Source organism: Streptomyces sp. NPDC006259 (assembly GCF_042870975.1).
In the GTDB taxonomy this organism is placed as follows: domain Bacteria; phylum Actinomycetota; class Actinomycetes; order Streptomycetales; family Streptomycetaceae; genus Streptomyces.
The window spans coordinates 1,063,218-1,089,285 of sequence record NZ_JBIAHY010000003.1 but is presented as its reverse complement, the minus strand read 5'-3'; the positions used below and the strand labels follow the sequence as shown (position 1 = coordinate 1,089,285).

23 protein-coding genes are annotated in these 26,068 nt (G+C 74.0%); 7 read left to right on the top strand and 16 right to left on the bottom strand.

Features of this window, described 5'->3' with window-relative positions:
- Positions 1–671 precede the first annotated feature (671 nt).
- The 4 genes from ACFYO5_RS16130 to ACFYO5_RS16115 all read right to left on the bottom strand — a co-directional run bounded on the left by ACFYO5_RS16130 (position 672) and on the right by ACFYO5_RS16115 (position 4,013).
- Positions 672–1,280, bottom strand: coding sequence for a flavin reductase family protein (locus ACFYO5_RS16130; RefSeq protein ID WP_356567131.1), 609 nt, complete (start codon positions 1,278–1,280; stop codon positions 672–674).
- Between the two features lie 48 nt (positions 1,281–1,328).
- Positions 1,329–1,769 (bottom strand): Lrp/AsnC family transcriptional regulator, encoded by a 441-nt coding sequence (locus tag ACFYO5_RS16125; protein WP_388709045.1) that lies wholly within the window; start codon positions 1,767–1,769, stop codon positions 1,329–1,331.
- Between the two features lie 35 nt (positions 1,770–1,804).
- On the bottom strand, positions 1,805–3,154 hold the full coding sequence (locus ACFYO5_RS16120; RefSeq protein ID WP_388709043.1) for a transaminase: 1,350 nt from the start codon (positions 3,152–3,154) through the stop codon (positions 1,805–1,807).
- A 103-nt stretch (positions 3,155–3,257) separates the two neighbouring features.
- Positions 3,258–4,013, bottom strand: a complete 756-nt coding sequence (locus tag ACFYO5_RS16115) for an anti-sigma factor antagonist (RefSeq protein WP_388709041.1) — start codon at positions 4,011–4,013, stop codon at positions 3,258–3,260.
- Positions 4,014–4,139: 126 nt separating this feature from the next.
- Here ACFYO5_RS16115 and ACFYO5_RS16110 point away from each other — a divergent pair, with 126 nt between their 5' ends.
- Both ACFYO5_RS16110 and ACFYO5_RS16105 read left to right on the top strand, forming a co-directional pair.
- On the top strand, positions 4,140–4,481 hold the full coding sequence (locus ACFYO5_RS16110) for a helix-turn-helix transcriptional regulator (RefSeq protein ID WP_388709039.1): 342 nt from the start codon (positions 4,140–4,142) through the stop codon (positions 4,479–4,481).
- 360 nt (positions 4,482–4,841) lie between these two features.
- On the top strand, positions 4,842–6,482 hold the full coding sequence (locus tag ACFYO5_RS16105; protein WP_388709037.1) for an NlpC/P60 family protein: 1,641 nt from the start codon (positions 4,842–4,844) through the stop codon (positions 6,480–6,482).
- A 37-nt stretch (positions 6,483–6,519) separates the two neighbouring features.
- Here the strand turns inward: ACFYO5_RS16105 and ACFYO5_RS16100 are convergent, their stop codons facing one another.
- On the bottom strand, positions 6,520–6,693 hold the full coding sequence (locus ACFYO5_RS16100) for a hypothetical protein (protein WP_356567142.1): 174 nt from the start codon (positions 6,691–6,693) through the stop codon (positions 6,520–6,522).
- A 217-nt stretch (positions 6,694–6,910) separates the two neighbouring features.
- On the opposite strand from ACFYO5_RS16100, the gene ACFYO5_RS16095 reads away from it, so the two are divergent.
- Positions 6,911–7,546 carry a class I SAM-dependent methyltransferase gene (locus ACFYO5_RS16095; protein ID WP_388709035.1) on the top strand — a complete coding sequence of 212 codons (636 nt, stop codon included), beginning with the start codon at positions 6,911–6,913 and terminating at the stop codon, positions 7,544–7,546.
- A 55-nt stretch (positions 7,547–7,601) separates the two neighbouring features.
- Here ACFYO5_RS16095 and ACFYO5_RS16090 read toward each other — a convergent pair whose 3' ends face one another.
- The 8 genes from ACFYO5_RS16090 to rpmG form a co-directional block, all read right to left on the bottom strand.
- The gene (locus tag ACFYO5_RS16090) at positions 7,602–8,204 is read right to left on the bottom strand and encodes a phosphatase PAP2 family protein (RefSeq protein ID WP_388709033.1); all 603 of its coding nucleotides are present in this window, start codon (positions 8,202–8,204) and stop codon (positions 7,602–7,604) included.
- Entirely contained in the window at positions 8,197–9,567 is a 1,371-nt protein-coding gene (locus ACFYO5_RS16085; RefSeq protein WP_388709031.1) for a diacylglycerol/lipid kinase family protein, read from the bottom strand. Before ACFYO5_RS16085 ends, ACFYO5_RS16090 begins: the two co-directional genes overlap by 8 nt.
- Positions 9,568–9,724: 157 nt before the next feature.
- Complete coding sequence (locus ACFYO5_RS16080) at positions 9,725–11,452, bottom strand: hypothetical protein (RefSeq protein ID WP_388709029.1); 1,728 nt, start codon at positions 11,450–11,452, stop codon at positions 9,725–9,727.
- Between the two features lie 169 nt (positions 11,453–11,621).
- Positions 11,622–13,622: a DUF1996 domain-containing protein gene (locus ACFYO5_RS16075; RefSeq protein ID WP_388709269.1), complete on the bottom strand. Its 2,001-nt coding sequence runs from the start codon at positions 13,620–13,622 to the stop codon at positions 11,622–11,624.
- 193 nt (positions 13,623–13,815) lie between these two features.
- On the bottom strand, positions 13,816–14,811 hold the full coding sequence (locus ACFYO5_RS16070; RefSeq protein WP_388709027.1) for a hypothetical protein: 996 nt from the start codon (positions 14,809–14,811) through the stop codon (positions 13,816–13,818).
- Between the two features lie 226 nt (positions 14,812–15,037).
- Positions 15,038–15,574: an isochorismatase family cysteine hydrolase gene (locus ACFYO5_RS16065; RefSeq protein WP_388709025.1), complete on the bottom strand. Its 537-nt coding sequence runs from the start codon at positions 15,572–15,574 to the stop codon at positions 15,038–15,040.
- 296 nt (positions 15,575–15,870) lie between these two features.
- Positions 15,871–15,993: a type B 50S ribosomal protein L36 gene (gene ykgO / locus ACFYO5_RS16060; protein ID WP_073498960.1), complete on the bottom strand. Its 123-nt coding sequence runs from the start codon at positions 15,991–15,993 to the stop codon at positions 15,871–15,873.
- A 116-nt stretch (positions 15,994–16,109) separates the two neighbouring features.
- A complete protein-coding gene (rpmG, locus tag ACFYO5_RS16055) occupies positions 16,110–16,274 on the bottom strand; it encodes a 50S ribosomal protein L33 (RefSeq protein WP_356567156.1) in 165 nt (54 codons plus the stop codon).
- A 552-nt stretch (positions 16,275–16,826) separates the two neighbouring features.
- Between rpmG and ACFYO5_RS16050 the strand changes: the two genes are divergently transcribed.
- A complete protein-coding gene (locus tag ACFYO5_RS16050; protein ID WP_388709023.1) occupies positions 16,827–17,498 on the top strand; it encodes a lipoprotein in 672 nt (223 codons plus the stop codon).
- Positions 17,499–17,522: 24 nt separating this feature from the next.
- On the opposite strand, the gene ACFYO5_RS16045 is transcribed toward ACFYO5_RS16050, so the two are convergent.
- Positions 17,523–18,365 (bottom strand): DUF72 domain-containing protein, encoded by an 843-nt coding sequence (locus ACFYO5_RS16045; protein WP_388709021.1) that lies wholly within the window; start codon positions 18,363–18,365, stop codon positions 17,523–17,525.
- Positions 18,366–19,011: 646 nt separating this feature from the next.
- On the opposite strand from ACFYO5_RS16045, the gene ACFYO5_RS16040 reads away from it, so the two are divergent.
- The 3 genes from ACFYO5_RS16040 (at position 19,012) to ACFYO5_RS16030 (ending at position 23,663) form a co-directional block, all read left to right on the top strand.
- Complete coding sequence (locus ACFYO5_RS16040) at positions 19,012–21,705, top strand: SpoIIE family protein phosphatase (protein ID WP_388709019.1); 2,694 nt, start codon at positions 19,012–19,014, stop codon at positions 21,703–21,705.
- Positions 21,706–21,884: 179 nt separating this feature from the next.
- On the top strand, positions 21,885–23,249 hold the full coding sequence (locus ACFYO5_RS16035) for an FAD-dependent oxidoreductase (protein WP_388709017.1): 1,365 nt from the start codon (positions 21,885–21,887) through the stop codon (positions 23,247–23,249).
- A 240-nt stretch (positions 23,250–23,489) separates the two neighbouring features.
- Positions 23,490–23,663: a hypothetical protein gene (locus ACFYO5_RS16030; protein ID WP_388709015.1), complete on the top strand. Its 174-nt coding sequence runs from the start codon at positions 23,490–23,492 to the stop codon at positions 23,661–23,663.
- A 204-nt stretch (positions 23,664–23,867) separates the two neighbouring features.
- Here the strand turns inward: ACFYO5_RS16030 and ACFYO5_RS16025 are convergent, their stop codons facing one another.
- Positions 23,868–24,122: a hypothetical protein gene (locus tag ACFYO5_RS16025; RefSeq protein WP_356567166.1), complete on the bottom strand. Its 255-nt coding sequence runs from the start codon at positions 24,120–24,122 to the stop codon at positions 23,868–23,870.
- Positions 24,123–24,384: 262 nt separating this feature from the next.
- Entirely contained in the window at positions 24,385–26,037 is a 1,653-nt protein-coding gene (locus ACFYO5_RS16020) for a protein kinase (protein ID WP_388709013.1), read from the bottom strand.
- Positions 26,038–26,068: the final 31 nt, after the last annotated feature.

Below are 26,068 nucleotides of genomic sequence, written 5' to 3'. Positions count from 1 at the left end.
TACTCGACTTCTCCCAGTCCGACAACGCACCACTCCTTCGCAGCACAAAGCCCGGTCGCGCCGAGTCGGCGCAGCACAGGGGGGCTGTCGCACCGGAGCTGGTGCGACAGGAACGAAGCTACCGGCGACCACTGACAACGCCCCTCGCCCACCGGTTGGTTCCGTGAGCGCACTCGCCGGCGCGGGGACGGGGCGTGCGCCGTTTCTGCCTGCTTCCTGCCTGGAGACCCTCGGGGCTCGCTGCTTGGCCGGGTGCGGCAATCGAACCGGGCCGCAGCGTCGCCGCCCACCCCGACGACCGCGACCGGCGACGCGCCCGCGCGGCCACGGCTTCTTCCACGACGCCGGAACCCGAGGTCTCCGCCGACCGCACAGGTGGAGAGGAGAACCGGGTGAGCCTGGTGCTGACAACTGCCGCGAGCCGGGCCGCCGCGGCACCGCCGGCCCGACGGTGGCGGCGGTCGCGCACCGCGGGGGCTTCGCCGACCCGGCCCACTTCAGCCGCGTGTTCCGGGACGGCTACGGTGTCTCGCCGCGCGAGTGGCGTGCCGCGGGCGGGGTGCGCTGACCTGACGGCACACCGCACCGGTCGCTGAGCCGTTCCCGCCCCGGTCACTCACCTCCGTCCCACGTGCCGGGATCGCCGTACCGGATGGCCGGCGTGCTCGGTGTCAGGGCTTGGGCCAGTCGCGGTAGGGGATGCGGGCGCGGTCGACGACCTCGCCGATGGTGCTCCACTCGTTTCCGCCGAGCCGGGCCAGTGGCCGCAGCCTGCGGATGTCGGGCCGGCCGTCGACGACGGCGTCCTCGTCCACGGCGGCGTGCACGACCTGGCCGAGGACCAGGGTCGAGTTGCCGATGCCCAGGGTGGAGTGGAGCCGGCATTCGAGGGCCACGGGCGAGGCGGCCACGCGGGGCGGCCCGACGCGCAGCGAGGGCTCTCGTTCGATGCCGACGGCGTCGAACTCGTCCACCTCGGCGGGGAAGTCGACCGCGCTGGCGTTGATCTGCCCGAGGAGGGGTTCGGGGGCGAGGTTGACGACGAACTCGCCGGTGGCCTCGATGTTGCGCAGGGAGTCCTTGCGACCCACGGAGGTGAACTGGACGATCGGCGGGTCGGTGCAGGCGACGGTGAAGAAGGAGTGCGGTGCGAGGTTCGCCGTCGTGCCGTCGGCCGCCAGGGTCGACACCCAGGCGATGGGCCGGGGTACGACGACGGAGGTGAGGAGCCGGTAGAAGGCTCCGGCGCCCAGGCTGTCGGGGGCGTAGTCGATGCGCATGGCGCCAGTTCTACCGGACCGCCGGGGTCGCGCGGACGCCGCCCCGGCTCAGCCGACGTCCCAGAGGAACCGGTGGGTGTGGATGGCGAAGTAGGGGAACGACTGGACGGCGGCGACGCCTTCGAGCTGCCGGACCGTGTCGTTGACGAAGTCGAGCAGATCCTTGGCGGTGGGACTGACGACCTCGGCGAAGAGGTCGAACCCGCCCGAGGTGAGCACGGAGTACACGACTTCGGGGTGGCCGGCGAGCGCGTCGGCGACGGGACGCGGGTCGCCGTCGGCGGTGATGCCGAGGAGGGCCATGGCCTGTCCGCCCATGGCCATCGGGTCGGTGACGCCGACGACCTGGACGGCGCGGGAGTCCAGCAGGCGTTGCAGTCGCTGCCGGGCGGCGGACGCGGACAGTCCGACCCGGGGGCCGAGGTCGGCGTAGGCGATACGTCCGTCGGTCTGGAGTTCGCGCAGGATGGCCCGGTCGGTGTCGTCCACGGGTGCGTCCTCCTCCTGTCGTGCCGTCGGTGGGTTCAGCCGGCCAGTTCGGCCAGGGCGGACGCGAACAGCTCGGTGTGCGCGTCCACGTCCTGCTCCGTCGTGTCGGGGCACATGAGGGCCATGTTGTGGAACGGGGTGAGCAGGATGCCCCGGTTGGCGAGGTAGAGGTGCAGGAAGTCCTCCAGCTCCGGGTCGCCGGCCGCCGCGGCCTCGGTGCCGGTGCGGGGCGCGGGGGCGGTGAAGCGGTACTCGGTGCGGGCGCCGAGGCGGCTGACGGACCAGGGCAGGTGGTGGGCGTCGATGCCGGCCCGGACCCCGGCCTCGAAGCGCTCGGACAGCCGGTGCATGTGCGTGAAGGCGTCCTCCGTGAGGACGTGTTCGAGGGTGGCGCGGGTGGCGGCGACCGACAGGGCGTTGCCCGCGAGGGTGCCTCCGACGCCGCCCATGTCGACGAGGTCGAGGTCGTCGCGGCCGAGGAGCCGGTCGGCGAGATCGGCGGACAGGCCGTAGGCGCCCGCCGGGATGCCGCCGCCGATGGCCTTGCCGATGGTCAGGACGTCGGGCTCCAGACCCCATGCGGCGGTGCAACCGCCCGGTCCGGCGGAGAAGGTGTGCGTCTCGTCGTTGATGAGGAGCGTGCCGTGCCGGCGGGTCAGTGCGCGTACGCCGTCGAGATAGCCGGGCCGGGGCAGCACGATGCCGATGTTGGTGAGCGCGGGTTCCATGAGGACGGCGGCCACGTCACCGTGGGCGAGTTCGCGCTCCAGGTGGTCCAGGTCGTTGAATTCGGCGACCCGGCTGGTGAGGGTGACGTCGCAGGGCGCTCCTACGTTGCCGGGGCGGGGGCCGTCGTTGCCGTCGGGGCCCGTCACGATGAGGGACTCGTCGACGCTGCCGTGGTAGCAGTAGCTGTTGACCAGGATCTTCGGGCGGTCGGTGACCGCGCGGGCGAGGCGGATGGCCCAGCGGTTGGCGTCGGTGGCGGTGAGCGAGAAGCTCCAGCGGGTGAGTCCGAAGCGGCGGGTCAGTTCCGCGCCCACCCATTCCGCGTCCTCCGTGGGCAGCATGGCGGTCGCGCCGCCGAGTGCGGTGAAGCGCCGCTGCACGGCGTCGGCGACGGCGGCCGGCGAGTGGCCCGCCATGGCGCCGGTGTCCCCGAGGCAGAAGTCGATGTACTCGTGGCCGTCGAGGTCGCGGACGCGGGCGCCGCGCGCAGAGTCCAGGTAGCGGGGGAAAGCGCCGGCCGTCTTGTTCATCCAGGTCATCGGCACGCGGCCGAAGAGGTGGTCGGCGCGGTCGTAGGCGGCCCGGGAGCGGGGGTTGCGCCGTTCGGCGTCCGCGCTCTCGCGGGCCAGCAGGTGACGCAGTCGGGCACGGTCCATGGCACACCCCGGTTCGACCGAACGAGCGAATGACCCGAACCTACGACCGAAAGCACGGGAGTGGCAAGCCTCGACGATCGATTCGACGGTCGTGACGCGTGAATCAGTCGTCGACGGGATCGTGCCCCTCCCCCGCCGGGGACCCGGACCGGACCCGGGCCACGGCCGCGGCGATCTGCTCCCGGACGGCCTCGGGCGGCGGGTCTCCCTCCACGGCGCCGACGAGGTCGCGGGCGAGGTGGTGCAGCTTGGTGTTGGTGTGCTGGGAGGCGTCGACCAGGACGCGCCACGCCTCCTGTGCGGTGAGGGCGAAGGAGGCCATGAGGATGCCGCGGGCGAGGTCGATCACCGGCCGGGTCTGCATGGCCCGCCGCAGCTGGGCGACCTCCAGGCGCAGGTTCCGCTCGGCGCCGAAGTTCTCCGGCGGGCCGGGCTCGGGGGCGTCCCCGTCGCGGTGGGGATCGGGGTCGGCGTCGGCGAACAGCGGGGCCGTGCCGGTCAGGTCGAGGAGCCGTTCGACCGCGGGGGCGGCCGAACGGATGACCACCGCCTTACCCTCTCGCACGCCCCGTTCGCGCAGTCCGAGCAGCACGTTCAGGGCGGAGCAGTCGCAGAAGGCGACACCGCCGAGATCCACCTCCACGGCGCCGACCGCCGCTGCCAGCGCGGCCCGCAGGGCCTGCTCGAGATGCTCGGCGGACTCCAGGTCCAGCTCTCCGCGGACCTCCACGGCCACGCGCTCACCCTCGGCACGGAGGGCGATCTCGGGCGCCGGCCGGGCGTGCGGCGCACCGCCGGCCGCGGCCCGCAGGCCACCCGTCCCCGCGCCGCGCTCCGCGTCGTACGCAGGCTCTGCCATGACCGCCTCCCCGGTCACTCCGCTCACCGTCCCAGGCTCACTCTGTTACCCCTCATACGTCAACTGATACACGAAATTCAGTTCCGGCATTTGTATACGCGAATGATGGGCCCTTATCATTGCCTCATGGCAGAGGTGCCCGAACCGCACACCGGATGGACGTTCCTGACGAACCACGCCCGCGTGCTGGCGGTCATCGCGGACAACCAGACGGTCCGGATCCGCGACATCGCCGCGCGCTGCCGGCTGACCGAACGCGCCGTCCAGAAAATCATCGCGGACCTGGAGGAGGACGGCTACCTGTCCCACACCCGGGAGGGGCGCGGCAACACCTACCGCATCGAGCCGGGCAAGGTGCTGCGGCACCCCGCCGAGGCCGGACTGACGGTGGCGGCCCTGTTGTCGCTGCTCGTCCAGGACGAGGCGGACCGCTCCCTCCTGCCCGAGCCGGACACCGGCGGGGCATGACGGCGCCTCGCGACCGGGGCCAGGCGTATCGGTCAACTCGGACCGATCCAAACGCCGTTCCGGTGAAGAGAGACCAAGGTCACGATTACGTATCGGACATTTAACGCTTCAATCTTCACACCAGCCACACAAGTTGGCTAGGTTGACGCAAGGCCGCACGACCGACTCCGGCGAACCCCGCCGGCCGCGCGGCCTCCGCCGACCGTGACAGTGCCGCGGCCGGAGCCGGGACCGTCCGTCCCCGGGGTGAGACGCCCAACCGCCCGACGAGGCGGCGAGCTTGGGAGTACCTTGCTCCGAGGACCGCTCCCGGATCCCCCGCCCACTCGGCCGGCGGAGCACGGAAGGAGTACGTCTTCCATGGCGACGGATCGCACCGCGCTGCCCACGGGCACAGGTTCCGCACGCATCGAGGACGCCGGCACCCCGAGCCGTGCGGAGATCCAGCAGCGGGTCAGCGCCCTGTACGACCGGGCCGAGACCGACACCGGTACCTTCAACGCCACCCGGGCTCGGTCGGGCGGCGGCCGCCGGACCGTCACCTCCGTCGCCAACAGCGGGCGGGCGGCCGCAGATCCTTCGCTGGAGGCCGTGACCCGGCAGTGGTTCGACATGGCGCGCAGCCGCCTCGGACCGACCACCCCTGCCACCCTGCCCGCCGACCGCCTCCCCGACCGGGCGGCGCCGCGTCCGCGGAACACGCCCGAGCCGTCCGGCGGCGGAGCCGTACGGGAGCTGGAGGCGGGCGGCCGGCGTGAACTGGAGTCGGGTGCCCGGCGCAGACCGGAGCTGACCGGACGGCAGCCCCTGGCCGCGCTGCCGGCGGCGCCCGAGGCACCGGGCCGGACGCCCGGGGCGCTGCCGCCCGCTCCGGCCGCCACACCCTCCCCCGCCCTTGCCGCTCCGCAGGCGTCCCTGCGCAGCGGCAAGGAGAAGATCGGGCGCAAGCTCGCCATCGCCCGCGAGGTGCTGGCCCGCGCCGCCCCGCAGCCGGTGCCGTCGCTGCCCTCGAGCGGTCCGCGGCCGGCCGAGGTCCAGCAACTGGGGGACACCGGGCAGCAGGAGATCTACCGCCCGGAGACGGACACGTGGGCGGGACAGCGGACCGGCGCCGGCGACACCGCCTTCACGGAGACCGGCCCGCACAGCGTCATCCACCCCAGGGCCGACTCAGGGCAGCCCATGCCGACGCCGAACCTCGACACCTCCCCGTACGGCTTCCCCGTCCCCACGCCGGACGTCGGCGTCCCGTCGTACGACTTCCCCGTCCCCACATCCGACGTCGGCGTCCCCTCGTACGACTTCCCCGTCCCCACGTCCGGGTTCGCCGTGCCCCAACCTCCGCTCGCGGTGCGCCCGAACGCCTTTCCGGAGCCCGAGACGGGCCTGCTGGCGGCCAGCTACGGCGACCTGCTGGCGCCGCCCGCGCCGGAGTACGCGGCCCCGGTCGCCACCCCCCAGCCGGTCCACGCCACGCTCCCCAGCCCGGAACCGGCCTTCTCGGTCGCCGAGTTGACACTCCCCGCTACGGAACTGGGCCTCGATCTGCCCCAGTTCACGCTTCCCACCGCCTCGGTCGCGGTCCCGGCCCCCGCTCCGTCCCCCCTGGGCGTCACCGCCCACGCGACCGGCACCGGTTACCTCGGCAAGGCGGACAAGGCCCTCGCCTTCGCCCGCGCCCAGATCGGACGGCCGTGCGTGACGGGCGCCACGGGGCCGGAGTCGTACGACTGCTCCAGCCTCACCCAGGCCGCCTGGCGGGCCGCGGGGGTGACGCTGCCGCGGACGGCACTCGACCAGGCGCGGGCCTTCACCCGCGTCGCCCTGGACGATCTGCGCCCGGGCGACCTGGTCTTCTTCTTCGACGACCTGAGCCACACCGGTCTGTGCACGGGCGACGGCATGATGATCCACGCTCCGGGGCCCGGCGCGGCCATCCGTGAGGAGTCGGTCCACGCCGTCGGTGAGGGCGCGCTGCGCGGAGCGGTCCGACCGGCCTGACCGCTCCCCCACCGTCACCCGGTGTGACGAAAATCGCTCAACGCACGCCTGAGTTCGCCCGCATCTGCCCCCGACGGGCGTTGTTGTAGGCGCGCAGAAGGTGCTTCGAGACCGCGCACGGCACGGCGTCGAAGTGGCACTGCCGACAGGTGCGGGCGTGCTCCTCGTAGGTGGCACGGGCCTGTTGCAGGGCTTCCTCGGGCGAGGTCATCGGGGGTCCTCCGAAGGGAACGACGGTCGCGGGGCCTCACCTACTGGTCAGTAGCCCCACCTCTGAAGGAGAGTGGACCATGTTACTGACGGTAGTGGAAACTCGGCTTCCGGCCGCTTGCGGAAACCGGACCACCGCGCACCCGCCCCGGCCCTACACTGGTGCGCCGTCAGGCCCGCGCGGCCGCGGGGCCTGCCCATCACCCCGGGAGGCCGACGTGAGCGGCGAGGACGAGAAGCGGCGGGCGGCGGCGGTGTTCGACGCGCTGGGGTCCGGGTACGAGAAGGCGTTCGCGCACTCCGAGGCGCATCACCGGTCACTGGAGTGGCTGCTCGGGCGGCTCGCGCCGGGCAGCCGCGTGCTGGACGTCGGCAGCGGGACGGGCCGCCCGACGGCCGAGACCCTGGCCAGGGCCGGGCACGAAGTGCTGGGTGTCGACGTCTCCCCCGTCATGGTCGCGCTCGCCGCCCGACAGGTCCCCGAGGCGACGTTCCGGTGCGTGGACGTGCGCGAACTGCCGCTGGAGAATGGCTCGTTCCACGCGGTGTGCGTGTACTTCTCGCTGCTCCAGATGGACCGCGCCGAGCAGACCGCGCTGGTCGGCCGGCTGGCGCGGGCCCTGCCGGCGGGCGGCAGCCTCGTCCTCGCCACGGTGCCGCTGGACGTGGAGGGCGTGGACGCGGTGTTCATGGGGCAGCCGGTGCGGGTCACCAGTTTCGCCCGCGACGATCTCGTCGGGACGGTGGCGGGGGCCGGCCTGACGGTGCTGGCCGAGGAGAGCGTCCTGTTCACCCCCGACCACCCCGAGGCCGTACCCGAGCCGCACGTCTTCCTGTACTGCGGGCGGGAGTAGCGCGGTCCGCGCCCGGCCGTCGGTCCGCGCCCGGCCGTCAGTGCGCGTCCCGCCGTCAGTTCGCGCCCGGCCGTCGGTTCGCGGTCGGCAGGCGGGCCGCCGCGGCCAGCACCAGGGCCGCCGACGCGGTCCCGAGGAGCGCGCCCGCCACCACGTCCCCCGGGTAGTGCACTCCGGTGTGGACGCGCGAATACCCCACCGCGCAGGCGAGCAGGCCCAGCGGAACGGCGGCGACCGGGAACGCCGGACCGACGGCGGCCGCGAACGCCACGGCCGACGCGGTGTGCCCGGAGGGGAAGGACGCGGAGTCGGGCATCGGCACGTGCCGGCCGGGGAACGGCGAGTCGACGGCGCGATGCGGACGAGGACGGCGGACCAGGCGCTTGCCCAGCAGGTTGGCGCTCGCCGAGGCCACCCCGACGGCCGCGACGCCCAGGGCGGCGGCGCGCCTGGGCCGGCCGCCGCTCAGCGCGAGGGCGCCGGCGACCGCGAAGGACAGCTTGGAGTGGTCCGCCGCAGCGGACAGCCGGCGCAGGGCGGTGTCCAGGGTGGGCGTCCTGGTGACGGTGACGGCCTCGTAGAGGGCCTGGTCGAGGGTGACGAGGTCGCGCACCAGGTGCGGCATGCGGACGCGCGGCTCGGTTCGGCGGTCAGACATCTGGCGTCTCCTGGGTCGTGCGGGTGTCGTTGCGGCCGATTGCCAGCGCGACGATGCGCCGCCAGTCGACGGTCGGGGGCGCGTAGGCGGCGCCGGGACGGTGGCGGGGGACCCGGACCCGCAGGGCACGGGGCCGCAGCGTGCACACGACCGGCACGGGCAGGTCGAGCGCCTCGCCGTCGACGGCCACCGGAATGTGTCCCTCGGACGCCTCCACGGTGACCCGGCGGGACGTCACCGAGGTGATGCCGCTGGCGCGTTCGCCGAGCAGGACCAGCTCGGCGGCCTGCCCCGGCCCCTCCACCCGGACGCCGATCACGCCGAGCTGCCCGGTGTCCAGGCGGGGGCGGCGGCCGCCACCGAGCGGATCGGCGCGGGCGTAGGGGTTGTTGCTGACCAGCAGGGCCTGCGGGGCGTGCAGGTGGGTGTCGTCGGCATGGACGTCGAGGGTGGTGCCGGCCTCACCCGCGAGCAGGTCGGGCAGATGCTCCAGGACGGTGGCGGCCTTGGCGTCGCGGTACTCCGGGCTCTGCACTATCTCCGCGTACGCCCCGAAGGACACGGTGTTCACGAAGGGCCGGCCGCCCACGTCGCCGAGGTCGACGCGGAGTTCCACACCATCGGTGAGAGCGTCGAGGCTGTGCAGGGGGTCGGCGCGGTCCAGGCCCAGGTCCATCGCGAAGTGGTTGCGGGTGCCCGCGGCGATGACCACGAAGGGCAGCCCGTGGTCGGCGGCCACGGCCGCCACCAGCGCCTGGGTGCCGTCGCCGCCCGCGACGCCCAGCAGGTCGGCGCCGTCGGCCACGGCCTGCCGGGCCACCCGCACCGGGTCGGGGTAGTCGTCCGGGCCCAGCACGATCACGCGGGCGCCCAGCGCCTCGGCCCGCTTGACCAGGTCGAACCGCTCGACCTTGCCACCGCCCGAGCGCACGTTCATCAGCAGCACCGGCCGCTTCGGGGGCGGGGCCTTGCGGGTGTGCATCCCGCGCGGGCGGCGCAGCGCGGAGCGGGCCGAGGCGAGGGCCGCCGCCCACAGGGCGAGCGCGCCGACAGCCACGACCCACAGCCCGGACGCCGCGTACAGCACCAGCACGCCCACCGGCGCGGCCACCGCCAGCAGACCGCCCAGCAGCCGGGCACCGCCGCGGTGCGCCAGCATCCACCAGACGCCCGCCCCGGCCAGCGCCAGCCCGGCGAACCCGGTGAGCAGGATCAGCCAGCCGCCGGAGTCGAAGCCCGATACGACCACGGCCACACAGCCGGCGACCAGCGCCAGCGCGAGCCGCGCCCACCCGCGGGCCTGCCCGGTCCCACCGGACGCGCGGCCCGTGGCCGCCGTCCTCTTCGTGTGCGTCTCGTTCACGCTGCGCCCGCCATGTCCGAGGTCCCCCTGTCCGGCGTGGCCTGTGCCATCGCTCTCCCGTCCGCTCACCGGATGGCCGCGCCCGGGCCTTCGACCCTCCTGCGTCCATCGTGGGGACGGCGGGGCGGCTCGGCATCCCGGGCGGGCGGGCGGTCGTTCAATTGTCCATGCCGCAGCAGCCACTCGCGCCGGGGGCCCCGGTCGTGGTGTCGAGGCGGCAGAAACAGGACGCCTCGACGGGTACGTCCGTCAGGGCGTCCGCGAACTTCAGCTGCTGGGCCACGATGCGCGCCTCGCCGTCCTTGCCGAGCCGGACGAGACATTCGTGCAGCCCGTGCAGGGACCAGACGTTGCCGGGGTGCTGCGACGGCCGCGGCAGGGAGTCGTCGAGACCCAGGTCGGCACGGTAGACCGCCTCCGCCTCCGCGATCCGGCCCTGTTCGAGCAGCAGGGCGCCGTAGGCGTGCCGGGTGGGCTGCATCCAGCCCCAGGGCTCGTCGTAGGGCAGGTTGTCGTCCAGTTCGATCGACCGTTCCAGGGCGGCGAAGGCGGCCTCGTACCGGCCCTTTCGGTACTCCAGTTCGCCGTCGAGCATGGTGGCGGCGATGGCGAGGATGTCGGTGCACGTGTTGTTGAACAGCATGCGCGTCGCGGGGACCCGGGCGGCGGCCTCCCCGAACAGCGCGCGCTCCGCCTCCGCCTCCGGGACGCGGCCGGTCGCCGAGAGGGCGACGCCGCGGGCGTAGTGCCGCATGGCGGTCGTCATGCAGTACAGCCGCGGGTCGGCGGGTTCCGGGAGCGCCAGGATCTCGGCCCAGCGGCCGAAGCGGATCAGGACGTGGACCCGCATCGCGAGGAACGCCTCCAGCCAGTCCGCCATGGGCGGGCTCTCCACCCTCAGCAGTTCCTCCGGCAGGCACTCCTCCAGCCGGGCGGCGGCCTCCAGGGCGACCTGCGACCGCCCGAGGAACATCGCGCCGTAGATCCTGAAGTGGTGGTTGTGGGCGCGATAGAGGGTGTAGAAGTTCATCGCCCCGGCCCGGGCCGCGTACTTCTCGTCGGCGGCGATCGCCCTGGTGTTGTCCGACACCACCGCGCGGTAGCCGCCGCACAGCACCTCCAGATGCGAGGGCATGTGCTGGAGGTGTCCGGCGTCGGGCACGAGGTCGCGCAGCCGGTCGGCGGCGGGCAGGGCCCTCTCCGGGGTCGGGGACATCTCCATCAGGTGGATGGAGAAGTGCAGGACGCCCGGGTGGCGGGACCCGGCCTCGGTGGCGAGCGCCGCGTCGAGCACGGCGCCCGCCTCACGCGTGCGGGCGCCCTCGGCGGGTAGCCCCGTGCGCGGGTCCCACAGCCGCCAGGGCGTCAGGTTCAGCAGGGCGTCGGCGTACAGGGCGGCCACGTCGAGGTCGTCGGAGGCGAGGGCGTGGACGGCGGCCATGGCGTCGGCGTAGGGCCGGTTCCACACCGAGCAGTCCTGGGCGGGCCGGTCCTGCGGGTAGCGGGCGCGCAGCGCGCCGATCAGGGCGCGTTCGACGGGGGTGGCGTGCGCGGCCTTCCGGTGCGCGCGTTCCACGGCCTCGTGGGTGCGCTCCACGGTCCGTGCCAGGTCCCGGTCGTCGAAGAACTCCCAGGGCTTGTTGTAGTTGGGGCCCAGCGCGTAGGCGATCCCCCAGTGGGCCATCGCGCAGTCCGGGTCGGCCCGGACGGCGGCCTCGAAGCAGGCGACCGCCTCCTCGTGGTGGAAGGCGTACGACCAGACGAGGCCGCGGTCGAACCAGCGCTGGGCCTCGGCGGAGGACGTGGTGACCGTACGGCGGTGGCTGCCGAGGTCGTAGTACTCCGGGTCGCTGTGCGCGCCTGTGCCGGCGTGCGTGTGCTGCATGAGGCTCCCCTCGTCACGCGGCCGCCCCGCCGGTCCGGGGCCGGCGCCGCCCGGAGCGACCTGTGCGGTCGCTCCGAGCGACATATACCGTGCGGCCCGGCGGCGGGGCGGTCTCTCGCGTCGGGGAGCACCCGTTCGTGCCCGTGCGCGGCGGTCGCCGCGACGGAACTCAGTACGGGCGCTTCGCGGAACGGCGCAGGACGACGAAGCCGCCGATCAACAGCAGCGCGCCCGCGGCGGCCGGCCACAGGCTGGCACCCGTCTCCGCCAGGCCTCCCTGCGCCTGCGGCGCGGGGACGGCGGACGGGATGTCGCCGGTGTCCGCGGCGACCGGGCTCCGGTCCGGGGCCGGGCTGCGGTCCGGGGTCCTGTCCGGGGCCGTCGCGGGGGCACCGATCTCGCCCTTCGCGTCGGTGTCCTGGGCGGGGGCCGCCGTCGCGGGCTCGGTCGACTTGGCGGTCGGCTTCGTGTAGACGCGGGGCTCGGCGGTGCGGGGGACGTCGGCGGAACCGGCGTCGCCCGCGGCGGGCTCGGCCTGGGGCTCCTCGGAGTTCTGGGCGGGGGGCTGCTGGCCGTCGCCCTGGCCGGGCTGGTCCTGGCCGGGCTGGTCCTGGCCGCCCTGGTCCTGGCCGCCCTGGTCCTGGCCGCCCTGGTCGCCGCCGGCGTTGTCGCCGCCGGCGTTGTCGCCACCGCCGTTGTCGCCACCGCCGTTGTCGCCACCGGCGTTGTCACCGCCGGCGTTGTCACCGCCGGCGCCGCAGGTGCGGCCCTGGTTGATGCAGTCGACCATCTCGTTCATCAGGTCCTCGTCGAAGACGTTGATGAAGTCGCCGTGGTCCGTGACCGGCTTGTGCAGCTGCTCGGGGAAGGAGTCCACCGCGAACAGGGGGGTCGTACGGCCGCCGTCCTGGAGGCTCGGCGCGTCGACGTCGTAGACGATGCGCTGCACCAGTTGCGGGATGGCCCGGAAGCCGGCCGGGCAACCGCCGTCGGCCGCCGCGAACGCCACGTGGGTGCGGTGGTTGGCGCTGTCGATGTTGTTGCCGTCCCAGCAGCTCTGGAAGCGGAAGGTGCGCACGACGTCGCTGCCGCTCGGGCAGACCGGGTACTTGTCCTTCAGCTGCCGGTCCTCGAAGCCGGTGCAGCTCCAGGAGGCGTTGGCGTTGGCGGTGCCGTTGACGAAGGCCTTGGCGTCGCCGGTGATGATGCGCAGCAGCCGGGGCATGGCCGCCACCTGGGAGCGCGGGTTGCCCACGAAGGTCATGGTGACCTCCTTGGGCCTGACGATCTCGCCCGCGTTGCCCTCGACGCCGCCGCCGGGAGCCTGGGCGTCCTGCTCCTGGGCGCCGTTCTGCAGCCGCAGCACGGGCCAGAAGTACGAGGACTTGTCGCCCTGGTCGACGCAGCTGGTCTCGCCGCCGGCGAGGTCGTCGTCCGAGGCGAAGGCGTCGTTGGCCTGGTTGCCCACGTAGTCGTGGAAGTGGTGGGCGCCGTTGGTGACACCCGGCGCGACGATCACGTTGTCGGAGTTGAACAGGCCGTTGGCGTTGACACCGCAGCTGGTCGCGAAGGTGCCCCTGGAGGGGCCGGCACCGAGGTCGGGGGCCTGTCGGGCGGGCTGCACGGACGTGATGTCGGCGAAGTCGGCGGCCACGGGGCCGTTGCCGGCCTGCCCGCCGTTGCCTCCGCCGTCCTGCTGACCGTCGCCTTCGCCACCGTTGCCCTGCTGACCGCCGTCCTGGTTCTGACCGCCGTCCTGGTTCTGGCCTTCGCCGCCGTCGTCCCCGGCTTCCTCGCCCGCGTTGTCGTCGGCGGTGCGCAGGGTGCAGGCGGCCAGGTCGGAGAGGCCCTCGGGCCGGTCGCCCACGCGGTCGATGGCGATCCCGATGCGGTCGATGGTCGCGGCGCGCTTCTCCTTCAACGGGTTCATCACCGCGTTGTCGGCGAAGCCCGCGTCGTCGCGGACGGCCTGGGCCGAATCCTGGAGTTGCCGGTAGGCGGCGGCTATCTGCTGGTCCAGCAGGGCGAGTTCGCGGTCGACCTCCTGGCCCGCGCCGTCCGGGACCGACGTCAGCCGACTGCCCACGTCCGGACAGTCGATGGTGACGGAACCGGAGGTCCAGGGCCCTTGGTCGTCCTCGGTGGCGGACGCGTAGACGTTCACGGCCATCAGCCCCCCGCCACCGAGCATCAGGGCGACCGCGGCGAACGTCGCTCGTCGTCCGCCCATCGGGCGCCTGCGCCTGCTGTGTCCCACGAGGTGCTCCAAAACGTCGTCGGCGGCCAGGACATGAGATCCCCGCGGCTCTATACGCAGCCGGACCCGGGAGTGTTCAACCGCCCCACGCATTCATGGGAACTTCTCAGATATCCGCGCCCACCTGGGCGCCTGCCCTGGGCGAGGGTTCCTCCGCGGTGTCCGCAGCACCCGTGGCGGTGGAAGTGGCCGCAGTGACGGGGGTGGTCCGAGTGGGGCTGGCCGGAGCCTGAGCCGAGTGCGAGGTGGCCTTCACGGAGGGTCCGGCTGATCCGGAGGGTGCGGACGGCGCGGACGGCGCGGAGGCCGGCGTGGGCCGCCGCCGGAGGTGGCGCCAGTCGGGAAGCCAGGCCGGGCGTCGGCCGTGGAGCAGGCCCAGGACGACCGCGGCGGCCACCGCTATCAGGTGCTCGCGGCCCGCGAGATTGGGTTTGGCCATCGATTCCCACACCATCGAGCCCCCGGTGAGCGTGAAGACGACGGGGGCTCGCCGGACGACGGAGATGTAGGTGAACAGCCCGACGACCGCGGCCGACGGGCCCGTGTCGAGCACCCGCCCCGCCTCCTGCGGGAGGCCGAAACCCCAGCGGTCCGGGCCCGCCATGATCATCACCCGCGCGGTGAGGGTGCCGGCCAGCGTGGTCGCGTAGGCGACGACGAGGGTGCGGGCCCGGCCGAGGCTGTTCTCGGCCAGCGCGAAGGCGAGGAACAGCTGGGTGATACCGGCCCAGACCGGCAGGTCGAGCGCGGGGACGTACAGCGAGACCGGCGTGCGCAGGAGGGTCAGCCACAACGGCAGGTCGCCCTGGACACCGCCGACGGCCCGCACGAAGTCCGCCCCGGCCGGCCGCTGGGCGAGGGCATGGAAGAAGATCACGCCCCCGACGGCCACACCGGCGAGCAGCAGCCCCGCGGGTCCCCGCCGGAGCAGTCGCCGTACCGGGTCGACGACGATGCTGTGCGCCTCGGCGCGCAGCAGGCGCAGGACGAACGCGCCCGCGCCGATGACGCGGGCCGCCGCGCCGCGCCGCCCGCCCTTCGCGCCGCCGCGCGGGCCGCGGCCGTCACCGGCGCCACGCCGTCGTTCCTGTGCTGGACGCACGATCCCCAAGGTCTCCCCAACCGCTCGCCGCGCGCGGGGAGCGCACGGCCGGATCCGGCACCCGCGCGCGGTGTCGGCCGGGACGACCGGACCCGCGCGCCGGGTCATACGACCATATAGACGCCAGGAAGGCCTTCGGGGATCAGTCCGAGGCTGTGATCAGGCAGGACACCGGGCCGGTCCGGCCGGCGGCGCCCTCCCGGGGCCCCCGCGCGTCGGGCGTCGGTCAGGTCCACAGCTCCCGACTGTCGCACAGCCGTGCCCCCATGTTGCGTTCCATCATCCGCAGCGCCGCGTCCGCCAGGTCGGCGTGGATGTGGGCGACCGCGTCCCGCACCACGGTCACCTGGAAATGGCGGATGTGGGCGTCGAGCGCGGAGTACAGGACGCACTGCTCGGTGACCTGGCCGCACAGGACGAGGTGGTCGATGTTCTGCTGGTCGAGGAGGTAGGCCAACGGGGTCTCGAAGAAGATCGAGTGCCGGGCCTTGACCACGAAGAGGGAGTCGTCGTCCGGGACCAGCGGCTCGACGAGGTCGGCGTGCGGTCCGGAGAGGGCCGTGGCGAGGAGTTCGCCGTGGTGGGACCGCCACTCCCCGAAGTTGTCGTTGACGTACACGACCGGGATGTTGCCGCCACGGGCCCGTTCCAGCAGCCCGGCCGCCGCCGGGACCACCTCGCGCGCCACCGGCAGGAGCAGGTCGGCGTCGGGGTGGTCGTACGTGTTGATCATGTCGATGACGATCAGCGCGGTGTTGCCCATGCGGTGACGGGTTCCCCTTCCGGCGCGGGTGCCACGGTCCGCGATCCGCGATCCGCGATCCGACCGGACGGTCTCGGGCGAGGTGCGGGGTCCCGGCCGGATCGGACAGGGGGGAAGTCGGCGCCGGCCGGGACCGGCCGGGGTTCCCGTGGGGAGCCGGCCACTCCCCACCGTAGGCGGGCCTCACGGGGTCCGCCCGGCGGGTGGGCAGGACGGGTGAACCGCGGCGGGCAGGCCGGTGGGCCCGGTCCGGGTGTCGATCGGGACCGGGCCCACCGGGCCGCCGCTGCGGGGCCTCAGCCCTGGCGGGCCTTGAAGCGGGGCTCCTTCTTGTTGATGACGAAGGTGACCCCCTTCCGGCGCACGACCTGGGCTCCGGGCCTGGACTTCAGGGAACGCAGGGAATTGCGCACCTTCATGACTGCCTCCTCTTTCGCGTCCGCGGTGCGGCGCCCGCGGTGCCGGCCCTCCTCGGGTCGGCACCGCGGGGCCGACGCTCGCTTCTCGGGGTCAGCGCTCCTGCCGCTCTTCGGGGTCAGCGCTCCTCGCGGAACGTGACGTGCCGTCCGGCGACGGAGTCGTACTTGCGCAGAACCAGCCGGTCGGCGTGGTTCCGGCGGTTCTTGCGGGTCACATAGGTCGCGCCGGTACCGGCCGTGGACCTGAGGGTGACGACGGGGCGCGCCGTGCTGCGTGCCATGGGGGCCTCCTTTCACCGGCGTCGCACCGTTGAGCGGTGCATGCCAGTCAGAGGGCACAACAGCGAAGGGGACCGGCTCATTCCCGCGCGCGGGCGGGGCGCGGGTGACCGGTCGGCGGCGCGTACGGAGTCCCACCGTGACCCGCGCCGCGACGGCCCGCGCCGGCGGCGCACGGGATCGATCAGGCGCCCGGCGGGCGCGCACGGCCACTCCCGCCACCGAGTCGGTCGACCTCGCGCCGGCTCCGGCGGCGCGGATCCGTCCGCGATCTCTCGCGGCTCCAGCCACGGATTCGCACCGCTCGACCGCTGCGGCGCTCCTGATGCCGTACGACGGACGGGGCCGCGAGCCGCAGGCCTTCTCCGGCACCGGTCGCGACGGCCAAGGCGACCGACGCGGGCGGGACCGTCGGCCGCGAGGCCGAGGCGGGCGGGACCGACGCGGGCGGGGCCGGCGCGACGGCGCGAAGCGGTGCCCCCGGCACGTCACCTCGGTTACAGTGCTCCGCCGGTATCGAACAGGGAACCGGTTTCGACAGAGGAGAGACAGCGGTGCGTTGTGGGGTGGGGAACGCCTGGCGTGGCCTGGCGACGGCGGTCTTGCTGACGGGGATGGCGGCAGGGTGCGGGGAGTCGGGGGACGACTCCGGCGGGTCCGGCACGGAGGGGAAGGCGTCGGCCACCGCCGGGGTCGCGGCGCGGGGGGAGAGCATCGGTGCGGCGGGCTCGGCCTGTGAGCTGCCCGTCACGTTCGACATCGCCGAGTTCTGGGAGGCCGAGGCCATCGACACGGCCTCGCAGGAGGGCGACACGGGCAACGAGATCGCCGACCAGCTCGCCGACGCGTTCCTGCACCAGGGGCCGGTCACCATGGCCTGCGAGGTCGACGCCAAGCCGGCCGGCAAGCTCGGCTTCCTCCGGGTGTGGACGGGGGAGCCGGGCGACGCCGACGCACGCGCCGTCCTGGAGGACTTCGTGACCGCCGAGAAGGGGGCGAGCGGGGCGAAGTACCGCCCGTTCAAGGCCGGTTCGCTCTCCGGCGCGGAGGTGGAGTACACGACGACGAGCGAGCTGCTGGAGGAGACGAAGAAGGAACGCGCCCTGGCCGTGAGCACGCCCGACGGCCCGGTCGTCGTCCATCTCGGGGGCATGGACACCGAGGAGCACGAGGCGATGCTGCCCGCGTACGAGCTGGCCAGGAGGACGCTCAAGGCGACCACCTGACCGGGCCCTGCCCCGGCGGCCGTCTCAGTCGAGCAGCTCACGCATCCGGGCCGCCGCCCGCACGGCCGCGTCGGCACAGCAGTTGTTGAACAACACGTGCACGCGGTCGGCCCGGTCGGCGAGCGCCCGCACCCTCGGAAGCCATTCGCGCAGTTCGTCGTCGGCGTACTCGTGGCGGAAACGGTCTTCCTTGCTGCCCGTTCCCCAGGCGTGGCTGCGGCCGTGGAACCGCACGACCGCGAGCCGCTCGCAGGTCACGGGCGTGACCGGCGGGATCGCGGACGGCAGCGACGGCTCCATGTCGACGGCGACGGCGGCGAAACCGTGGGACCGCAGCAGGTCCTCGGTGGTGTCCCGCTGTTCGCCGCGCCACCAGTCGGGGTGCCGGAACTCCACGCAGACCGGCCACCCGGCGGTGCGCTCACGGCAGTCGGCGAGGACGGCACGCGCGCGTGGGCCGGGCCGCAGCCACGGCGGGAACTGGAACAGGACGGCGCCCAGCCGCCCCGCCTCGCGCAGTGGGTGGATGCCGTCCGTGAAGCGCCGCCACACCTCGTCGAGCGCCTTCGGGGAGCGGATGTCGTCCGGCAGCCCCGGCGGCAGCACCGCGGACCGGGTGGGATGGCCGGTCAGCAGGGAGAAGGCCTTCACGTCGAACACGAACCCGTCCGGGGTGCGCTCCGCCCAGAGCCTGCTGTTGCGTTCGGAGGGCAGCGCGTAGTACGTCGCGTCGGCCTCCACGAGCGGGAAGTGTTCGGCGTAGTGCCGCAGCCGGCCCTCCGGATCCCGCCGTCCGGGCGGGTACCAGCCGCTGCCGAGGAGTGCCGGGTCCGTCCACGAACAGGAGCCGATCAGTATCTCGCCCATGGCGGCCGGTTACCCCGGACGGACGGCGTCAGCCGCGAACACCCGCGGGGGCGGGCGGGGTGACCACCCGTCACGGCCAAGAGAACGACCGCGTCGGCGAGTTGGCAGGGGCCTCGTCGGCCGGCGCCCCGACCCGCTCCGGCCGGGCGGTCAGGACGGTTCCGGGCACGGCATCGTCGACGACGGCACCGCCCGCGCAGGGCACCGGCCGGGGGTCGGGCGACCCTCAGGGCGTTGCCCTCGCGGACCCGACCGACCGATTCACCGCGACCGCCCGGCGACGGGCCGACCACCCATTCGGCCCGGCACGCCCACCCAGCCCACCCGCCGCCTCCGGCCCGGCACGGCCACCCAGGCACCCGCCCCTTCCCGCCCGGCACCGCCACCCAGGCACCCGCCCCTTCTCGCCCGGCACCGCCACCGAGCCCACCCGCCGCCTCCCGCCCCCCACGGCACCCAGCCCACCCGTCGCCTCCCGCCCGGCACGGCACCCCTGCTGACCCAGCCGGCCCGCCCCCATCCGGACCACCGGCCCCGTCCGAGCCACCCGTACCCTCGCCCCACCGGCGCCGTCCGGGTCCGCCTGGGTCCGTCGCACCGCGTAACGCCCCTCGCCTGACGGAGCCGGGCAGTGTAGACATGGCACATGGTCCGACTCCTGGGGCGATCGGGTGCCCGGCCGGCCCGTCGTCCCCGGGCCCCGCTGGTGCGGCGCACGCCCGAGACCGCGCTCGGCGGGCGCAGTCTCGCCGCGCAGGTGTTCGTCCTGCAAGTGGTCGTCGTCCTGCTGCTGGTCGTCACGGCGGTCGTCGCCCTGGTCCTCCAGGCGCGGCACGACACCACCGAGGAGGCCCGCAACCGCTCGCTCGCCGTCGCGGAGACCTTCGCGAACTCCCCCGGCGTGCCGGCGGCGCTGCGCGGCCCTGACCCGACGGCCGTGCTCCAGCCGCGGGCGGAGGCCGCCCGCGAGGCTTCGCAGGTCGACTTCATCGTCGTCATGGACCCCGACGGCATCCGCTACACCCACCCCAAGCCGGACCGCATCGGCAGGAAGTTCGTCGGCACGCTCGCCCCGGCGCAGGCCGGCGGGACCGTGGTGGAGGAGGTCGACGGGACGATCGGGCGGCTGGTGCAGGCGGTGGTGCCGGTGAAGACGGCCGACGGCCGGGTCGTGGGGCTGGTGTCGGCCGGCATCACCACCGCGCGGGTCGGCGGCAACGCGAACCGTCAGCTGCCGCTGGTGCTGTCGACGGCCGGGGTGGCGCTCGCCCTGGCCACCGGCGGCACGGCCCTGGTCAGCCGGCGCCTGCTGCGTCAGACGCACGGCCTGGGTCCGCGCGAGATGACCCGGATGTACGAGCATCACGACGCGGTCCTGCACGCCGTGCGGGAGGGCGTGATCATCGTCGGCGGCGAGGGTGATCTGCTCCTCGCCAACGACGAGGCGCACCGGCTGCTGGATCTGCCGCCGGACGCCGAACTCCGCAAGGTGTTCGATCTCGGCCTGGACGCGGACACCGCCGAGCTGCTCGCCTCCGGGCGGATGGCGACCGACGAGGTGCACCTGGTCGGGGAGCGGCTGCTGGCGATCAACCAGCGGCCCACCGATCTCGCGGGCGGCCCGGCCGGCAGTGTCGCCACGCTGCGCGACTCGACCGAGCTGCGCGCCCTGTCGGGGCGGGCGGAGGCGGCCCGCGAGCGCCTGGACATGCTGTACGCGGCCGGGGTGGGCATCGGGACGAGCCTGGACGTGACGCGGACCGCGGAGGAGCTGACGGAGCTGGCCGTGCCCCGGTTCGCGGACTTCGCGTGCGTCGACCTCTTCGACGCCGTTCTGGTGGGCGAGGAGCCGGACGCGCTCGGCGCGCTGCGGCGGACGGCGATCGGGGTGATCCGCAAGGGCGCGCCGTTGTACGCGGTGGGCGAGCAGATCCGGTTCGTGGAGTCGTCCCCGCAGGCCCGCTGCCTGGCGGAGGGCCGGCCCGTGCTGGAGGCCCGGCTCGCCGAGTCGCCGGGCTGGCGGGCACAGGACCTGGAGCGGACCGAGCAGGTGGTGGAGTTCGGCATCCACTCGCTGATCACCGTGCCCGTGCGGGCCGGGGCCCTGGTGCTGGGCGTGGTCAGTTTCTGGCGTTCGGAGCGGCCCCAGCCCTTCGACCCGGAGGAGGTTGTCCTCGCGGAGGAACTGGTGGCGCGGGCGGCGGTCTCGATCGACAACGCGCGCCGTTTCACCCGCGAGCACGGGATGGCCGTCACCCTCCAGCGCAGCCTGTTGCCGCGCACCCTGCCCGAGCAGGGCGCCCTGGACATCGCCTACCGCTATCTGCCCGCGCAGGCCGGCGTCGGCGGCGACTGGTTCGACGTACTGCCGCTGTCGGGGGCGCGGGTGGCGCTGGTCGTCGGGGACGTCGTCGGGCACGGGCTGCACGCGGCGGCCACCATGGGCCGGCTGCGCACCGCGGTCCACAACTTCTCCGCCCTGGATCTGGCGCCGGAGGAGCTTCTCGCGCTGCTCGACGAGATGGTCGCCCGCATCGACCAGGACGAGGCGGCCGACGGCACCACGGCGCAGGTGGCCGGGGCGACCTGTCTGTACGCCATCTACGACCCGGTGTCCCGGCGCTGCGCCGTCGCCCGGGCCGGGCACCCGCCGCCCGCGCTGGTCCGTCCCGACGGCCGGGTGGAGTTCCTGGAGGTTCCGGCGGGCCTGCCGCTGGGGCTGGGCGGGCTGCCGTTCGAGACGGCCGAGGTGGAGCTGGCGGAGGGCAGCCGGCTGGTGCTGTACACCGACGGGCTGGTGGAGGACCGCAAGCAGGACATCGACACCGGTCTGGAACGGCTGCGCACCGCCCTCGGGCACGGTGACGGCTCACCCGAGGAGACCTGCCGGGTGGTCCTGGAGTCGCTGCTGCCGGCCCGGCCGAACGACGACATCGCCCTGATCGTGGCCCGTACCCGGGCGCTGGGCGCGGACCGGGTCGCGCAGTGGGACGTGCCGGTGGATCCGGCGGCCGTCGGCGAGGTACGGGCGGCGGTGGCCCGGCAGCTGGTGCGCTGGGAGCTGGAGGACCTGTCGTTCACGACGGAGCTGATCCTCAGCGAGCTGGTCACCAACGCGATCCGGTACGGCAGCCCGCCCGTCCGGGTGCGGCTGCTGCGCGACCGCTCACTGATCTGCGAGGTCTCCGACAGCAGCAACACCTCGCCGCACCTGCGGTACGCGGCCATGACGGACGAGGGGGGACGCGGACTGTTCCTCGTCGCCCAGCTCACGGACCGCTGGGGGACCCGCTACACGCCGGCCGGAAAGGTGATCTGGGCGGAGCAGTCGCTGCCCTGAGCGGCCGGGGGGAGCCGGAGGGAGCCGGTGCGGCGGCGTTCACGGGGCTCCGGGCAGCCGGCCACCGGGTCATAAGTGACGTTTATGGGCTCATAGACCGGACCCGCGTACCGGGTTAGGTTTGCCTTAGTTTAGGCTTCCCCCGAGTCGATCTGTCGCCGCTCGAAGGGAACCTGATCATGCCCCGCCCTCTGCGGGTAGCCATCGTCGGAGCCGGCCCCGCCGGGATCTACGCCGCCGACGCGCTGCTCAAGTCGGATGTGGCCACCGACCCCGGTGTCTCCATCGACCTCTTCGAGCGCATGCCGGCCCCGTTCGGTCTGATCCGTTACGGCGTGGCCCCCGACCACCCCCGGATCAAGGGCATCATCACCGCCCTCCACCAGGTCCTCGACAAGCCGCAGATACGCCTCTTCGGCAACGTCGACTACCCGCGCGACCTGAACCTGGACGACCTGCGCGCCTTCTACGACGCCGTGATCTTCTCGACCGGCGCCATGGCCGACCGCGAGATGTCGATCCCGGGGATCGATCTCGACGGCTCCTACGGCGCCGCCGACTTCGTGTCCTGGTACGACGGTCACCCGGACGTGGCGCGCACCTGGCCGCTGGAGGCCGAGAAGGTCGCCGTCCTCGGCGTCGGCAACGTCGCCCTGGACGTGGCCCGCATCCTCGCCAAGACGGCCGACGAGCTGCTGTCGACCGAGATCCCGCCGAACGTCTACGAGGGACTGAAGGCCAACAAGGCGCTGGAGGTCCACGTCTTCGGCCGCCGCGGCCCGGCGCAGGCAAAGTTCTCGCCGATGGAGCTGCGGGAACTGGACCACTCCCCCACCATCGAGGTCATCGTCGACCCCGAGGACATCGACTACGACGAGGGCTCGATCGCCACCCGGCGCGGCAACAAGCAGGCCGACATGGTCGCCAAGACGCTGGAGAACTGGGCGATCCGCGACGCCGGCGACCGTCCGCACAAACTGTTCCTGCACTTCTTCGAGTCGCCCTCGGAGATCCTCGGCGAGGACGGAAGGGTCGTGGGTCTGCGCACCGAGCGCACCGCCCTCGACGGCACCGGCAACGTCAAGGGCACCGGCGAGTTCAAGGACTGGGACGTCACGGCGGTCTACCGCGCGGTCGGCTACCTCTCCGAGAAGCTGCCGAAGCTGCCGTGGGACCTCGAGTCGGGCACCGTCCCGGACGAGGGCGGCCGGGTCATCGAGGAGAGCGGCGCGCACCTGCAGTCGACGTACGTCACCGGCTGGATCCGGCGTGGCCCGGTCGGTCTGATCGGACACACCAAGGGCGACGCCAACGAGACGGTGTCGAACCTGCTGGACGACTTCGCCAACGGCCGACTGCACACGCCGTCCTCGCCCGAGCCCGAGGCGGTGGACGCGTTCCTCGCCGAGCGTGAGGTCCGCCACACCACCTGGGAGGGCTGGTACAGGCTGGACGCCGCGGAGAAGGCGCTGGGCGAGCCGCAGGGCCGCGAGCGCGTGAAGCTCGTCGAGCGGGAGGACATGCTCCGCGAGAGCGGCGCCTGACCCCGCCACGGCACCGTGACAGCGGCGCCTGACCCGCCACGGCACCGTGACAGCGGCGCCTGTCCCGTCCGGGTCCGTGACAGCGGCGCCTGTCCCGTCCGGGAAGGGACGCGACGCCACGTGTGGGAAGGGCCCGCGGACCAGCCGTCCGCGGGCCCTCACGGCATCACGGCGGGCCGAACGGGGGGTGGAAGCCACGGGCCCGCACGGTCCCGCGGTGCGGAGTGGAACCGTGCGGCCATGACGCCGAAGCAGGCTGCCGGGGGCGCGGTGGACGCGGTCGTCGTGGACGACGGACTCCGGTCGCGGGTGGACGTACCGGGCGGCCCGGGACTGCCCTCGGGTGCCTCCGGGCCCGGCGCTTCCGAGCCCGCCGAGTCCCCGCAGACCACCGCGACGCGCCTGGTCCACTAGCTGACCGGGTATCTGGTCCGGCGAGGGTCGGCCGTCGTGCGCCGGCTGCTCACCCGCGACCCGCCCGGGGACGGTCCGCTCGCGCCGGAGCGGCTCCGCCGGGTCCCCGTCCGCCTTCGCCGAAGCCGGTCGCCGCCGGCGGGCTTCCCGAGCCCCTGCGGGCTACCTGGGGGGCACACGCCCGTGCAGGCGTGTGCCGTGATCTCAGTCCTCCCTGGTCCGCCGGGCGGCGGTGGCCCCCGGGATCATGCCGGTGTCCACCGCGTGATCGACCGCGTCCTGTACGTCGCGGTACACGAGGTCGGGATTCTCCGCGGGCCGGTCCGGCAGGCCCGCCTCCTGACGGTCCAGGGCCGTACGCCGCGCGAGTTCCTCCTCGTCGGGCCGCAGGGGCAGGCCCCTGCCGTGGCCGGAGTACGGGTCGCCTTCGACGGCGCGGTTGGATTTGTGGTGCGTCATACCGTCTCGCCCTCCTTCTTCTCCGCCGCGTCCCGCGAGGCCACTGCGCACGGTGCGTGGGAGGGAGTCGTCCCGCGCGTCGGCGACGGCCGGGTCACCGGAGGGACCACACCCCGACGGCGGCATCGACATGAGCGTCCCGGTGCGACGACGGGTCCCTTCAACCGAAGCGCGGCGCCGTACGCACCGCAAGTGGAGCGGCGGCTGGAACGCCGTGCGGGGCGCCGCGCCGGGCCGGGAGGGCGCCGACGAGGGGCCGGGGCTAGCCGTCGTCGCGGGGGTAGGTCTCGATGATCCGGCCGCGCAGGTCCGCCTTCAGGTAGGCGCTGCCGTACTCGTCGGAGAGGTAGACGCTCAGGGTCGGGTCGGTGTCGAAGACGGTGGAGGCCGGATTGACGATCAGGTAGCGGCTGGTGGGGTCCGGCACGCCGAGGGTGCGGGTCGCCCTGGTCAGCAGCGCGGGCACGGCGTCCCAGACGACGTCGTCCAGGTCGACGGGGACCGAGCCGTCCGTGACGGTGCCGCCGGGCCCGAACTTCACCGCCACGTCCCCGCCCCGGTACATGTAGCGGTCGTACAGCTTGGGACGGTCGGGGACGGGCGCGGTGGCGACGGCGTACTCCTCGTACACGACCAGGCTGGTGACCTTCGAGCCGCCCATGGCGTCGGTCAGCTTCGCCACGGCCGTGCGCAGGCCCTTCGCGCCCAGGAGGTCGGTGCGGTCGGCGGTGGTGTCGACGGGTGAGGTGCTGGGGGACGCCGTCGTCGGGCCGGTGGTGCGGGACGCCGTGCCGCGGGACCCCGTGGCGGTCGGCGCGGCCGTGCCGTCGGTGGGCTTGCCGCCGTCCGGGAGCAGCGTCCACACCAGCACGCCGGTGAGGGCCGTGCCGGCGGCGGCCGCGGCGATCGCCGCCCCGCGGGCGCGGCGCGGGCGGTGGGGTCCCGGGGCCGCGGTGACCTGGGGAGCGGCCATGGCGTGGGCCGAGCCCGTCGCCGGGATCGCCGGGGCGGGGGGCGTGAGCGGATAGGAGGTCCGGGAGGCGCCGGGGGCGCCGGCCTCCGTCCGGGGCGCCGGTCCGTCGGTGACGGCGGCCAGCATCCGGTCGACCCGCTCGGCGTCGGGACGGCTCCGCGGGTCCCGCACGAGCAGCGCCGTGAGGACGGGGGCCAGGGGTCCGGCCCGCCGGGGCGCGGGCACGTCCTCGCCGAGCACCGCGGCCAGCGTGGCGAGCGTGCTGCCGCGGCGCAGCGGGTGGTGGCCCTCGACGGCGACGTACAGCAGCATCGCCAGGGACCACAGGTCGGCGGCGGGGCCGCCGTCCTTGCCGCTGACACGCTCCGGGGCCATGAAGTCGGGTGAGCCGATGACGGCACCGGTGGCGGTGAGGCCGACGGACTCGCGGACGGCGGCGATGCCGAAGTCGGTGAGCACGGGCCGCCCGTCGGGGCGCAGCAGGACGTTGGCCGGCTTCACGTCGCGGTGCTCGATGCCGGCGGTGTGCGCGGCACGCAGCGCGGACAGCAGCTCACGGCCCAGACGCGCGGCTTCCGCGGGCGTCAACGTGCCGTCCTCCAGGCAGTCCTGGAGCGAGCCGCCCTCCACCAGCTCCATCACGATCCACGGGTACGTGGCGTCCCCGCCGTCGACGATGTGGTGGATGGTGACGACGTTGGGGTGATGGACGCGGGCCAGCGCGCGGGCCTCCCGCAGGACGCGCTCGCGCAGCCTACGGGCGCCTTCCGGGTCGTACTCGGCGAGGTCGGGATCGGGCGGCCGCACCTCCTTCACGGCGACGTCGCGGTGGAGCGCGAGGTCGTGTGCCCGCCATACCCAGCCCATGCCCCCGGCGCCGAGCCGCTCGACCAGCTCGAACCGGCCGTCCACGACGCGTCTGTCGGATCCCCCTGTGCCCATGGGAGGGGAGCTTAGGCCTTGGGCGCGCCCG

Bases quoted from the DNA above. Each gene is read 5' to 3' on its own strand.
- ACFYO5_RS16130 (WP_356567131.1), bottom strand. From the start codon at position 1,280: ATGCGCATCGACTACGCCCCCGACAGCCTGGGCGCCGGAGCCTTCTAC.
- ACFYO5_RS16120 (WP_388709043.1), bottom strand. From the start codon at position 3,154: ATGGACCGTGCCCGACTGCGTCACCTGCTGGCCCGCGAGAGCGCGGAC.
- ACFYO5_RS16115 (WP_388709041.1), bottom strand. From the start codon at position 4,013: ATGGCAGAGCCTGCGTACGACGCGGAGCGCGGCGCGGGGACGGGTGGC.
- ACFYO5_RS16110 (WP_388709039.1), top strand. From the start codon at position 4,140: ATGGCAGAGGTGCCCGAACCGCACACCGGATGGACGTTCCTGACGAAC.
- ACFYO5_RS16105 (WP_388709037.1), top strand. From the start codon at position 4,842: ATGGCGACGGATCGCACCGCGCTGCCCACGGGCACAGGTTCCGCACGC.
- ACFYO5_RS16100 (WP_356567142.1), bottom strand. From the start codon at position 6,693: ATGACCTCGCCCGAGGAAGCCCTGCAACAGGCCCGTGCCACCTACGAG.
- ACFYO5_RS16090 (WP_388709033.1), bottom strand. From the start codon at position 8,204: ATGTCTGACCGCCGAACCGAGCCGCGCGTCCGCATGCCGCACCTGGTG.
- ACFYO5_RS16080 (WP_388709029.1), bottom strand. From the start codon at position 11,452: ATGCAGCACACGCACGCCGGCACAGGCGCGCACAGCGACCCGGAGTAC.
- ACFYO5_RS16075 (WP_388709269.1), bottom strand. From the start codon at position 13,622: ATGGCCGTGAACGTCTACGCGTCCGCCACCGAGGACGACCAAGGGCCC.
- ACFYO5_RS16065 (WP_388709025.1), bottom strand. From the start codon at position 15,574: ATGGGCAACACCGCGCTGATCGTCATCGACATGATCAACACGTACGAC.
- ykgO (WP_073498960.1), bottom strand. From the start codon at position 15,993: ATGAAGGTGCGCAATTCCCTGCGTTCCCTGAAGTCCAGGCCCGGAGCC.
- rpmG (WP_356567156.1), bottom strand. From the start codon at position 16,274: ATGGCACGCAGCACGGCGCGCCCCGTCGTCACCCTCAGGTCCACGGCC.
- ACFYO5_RS16045 (WP_388709021.1), bottom strand. From the start codon at position 18,365: ATGGGCGAGATACTGATCGGCTCCTGTTCGTGGACGGACCCGGCACTC.
- ACFYO5_RS16040 (WP_388709019.1), top strand. From the start codon at position 19,012: ATGGTCCGACTCCTGGGGCGATCGGGTGCCCGGCCGGCCCGTCGTCCC.
- ACFYO5_RS16035 (WP_388709017.1), top strand. From the start codon at position 21,885: ATGCCCCGCCCTCTGCGGGTAGCCATCGTCGGAGCCGGCCCCGCCGGG.
- ACFYO5_RS16030 (WP_388709015.1), top strand. From the start codon at position 23,490: ATGACGCCGAAGCAGGCTGCCGGGGGCGCGGTGGACGCGGTCGTCGTG.
- ACFYO5_RS16025 (WP_356567166.1), bottom strand. From the start codon at position 24,122: ATGACGCACCACAAATCCAACCGCGCCGTCGAAGGCGACCCGTACTCC.
- ACFYO5_RS16020 (WP_388709013.1), bottom strand. From the start codon at position 26,037: ATGGGCACAGGGGGATCCGACAGACGCGTCGTGGACGGCCGGTTCGAG.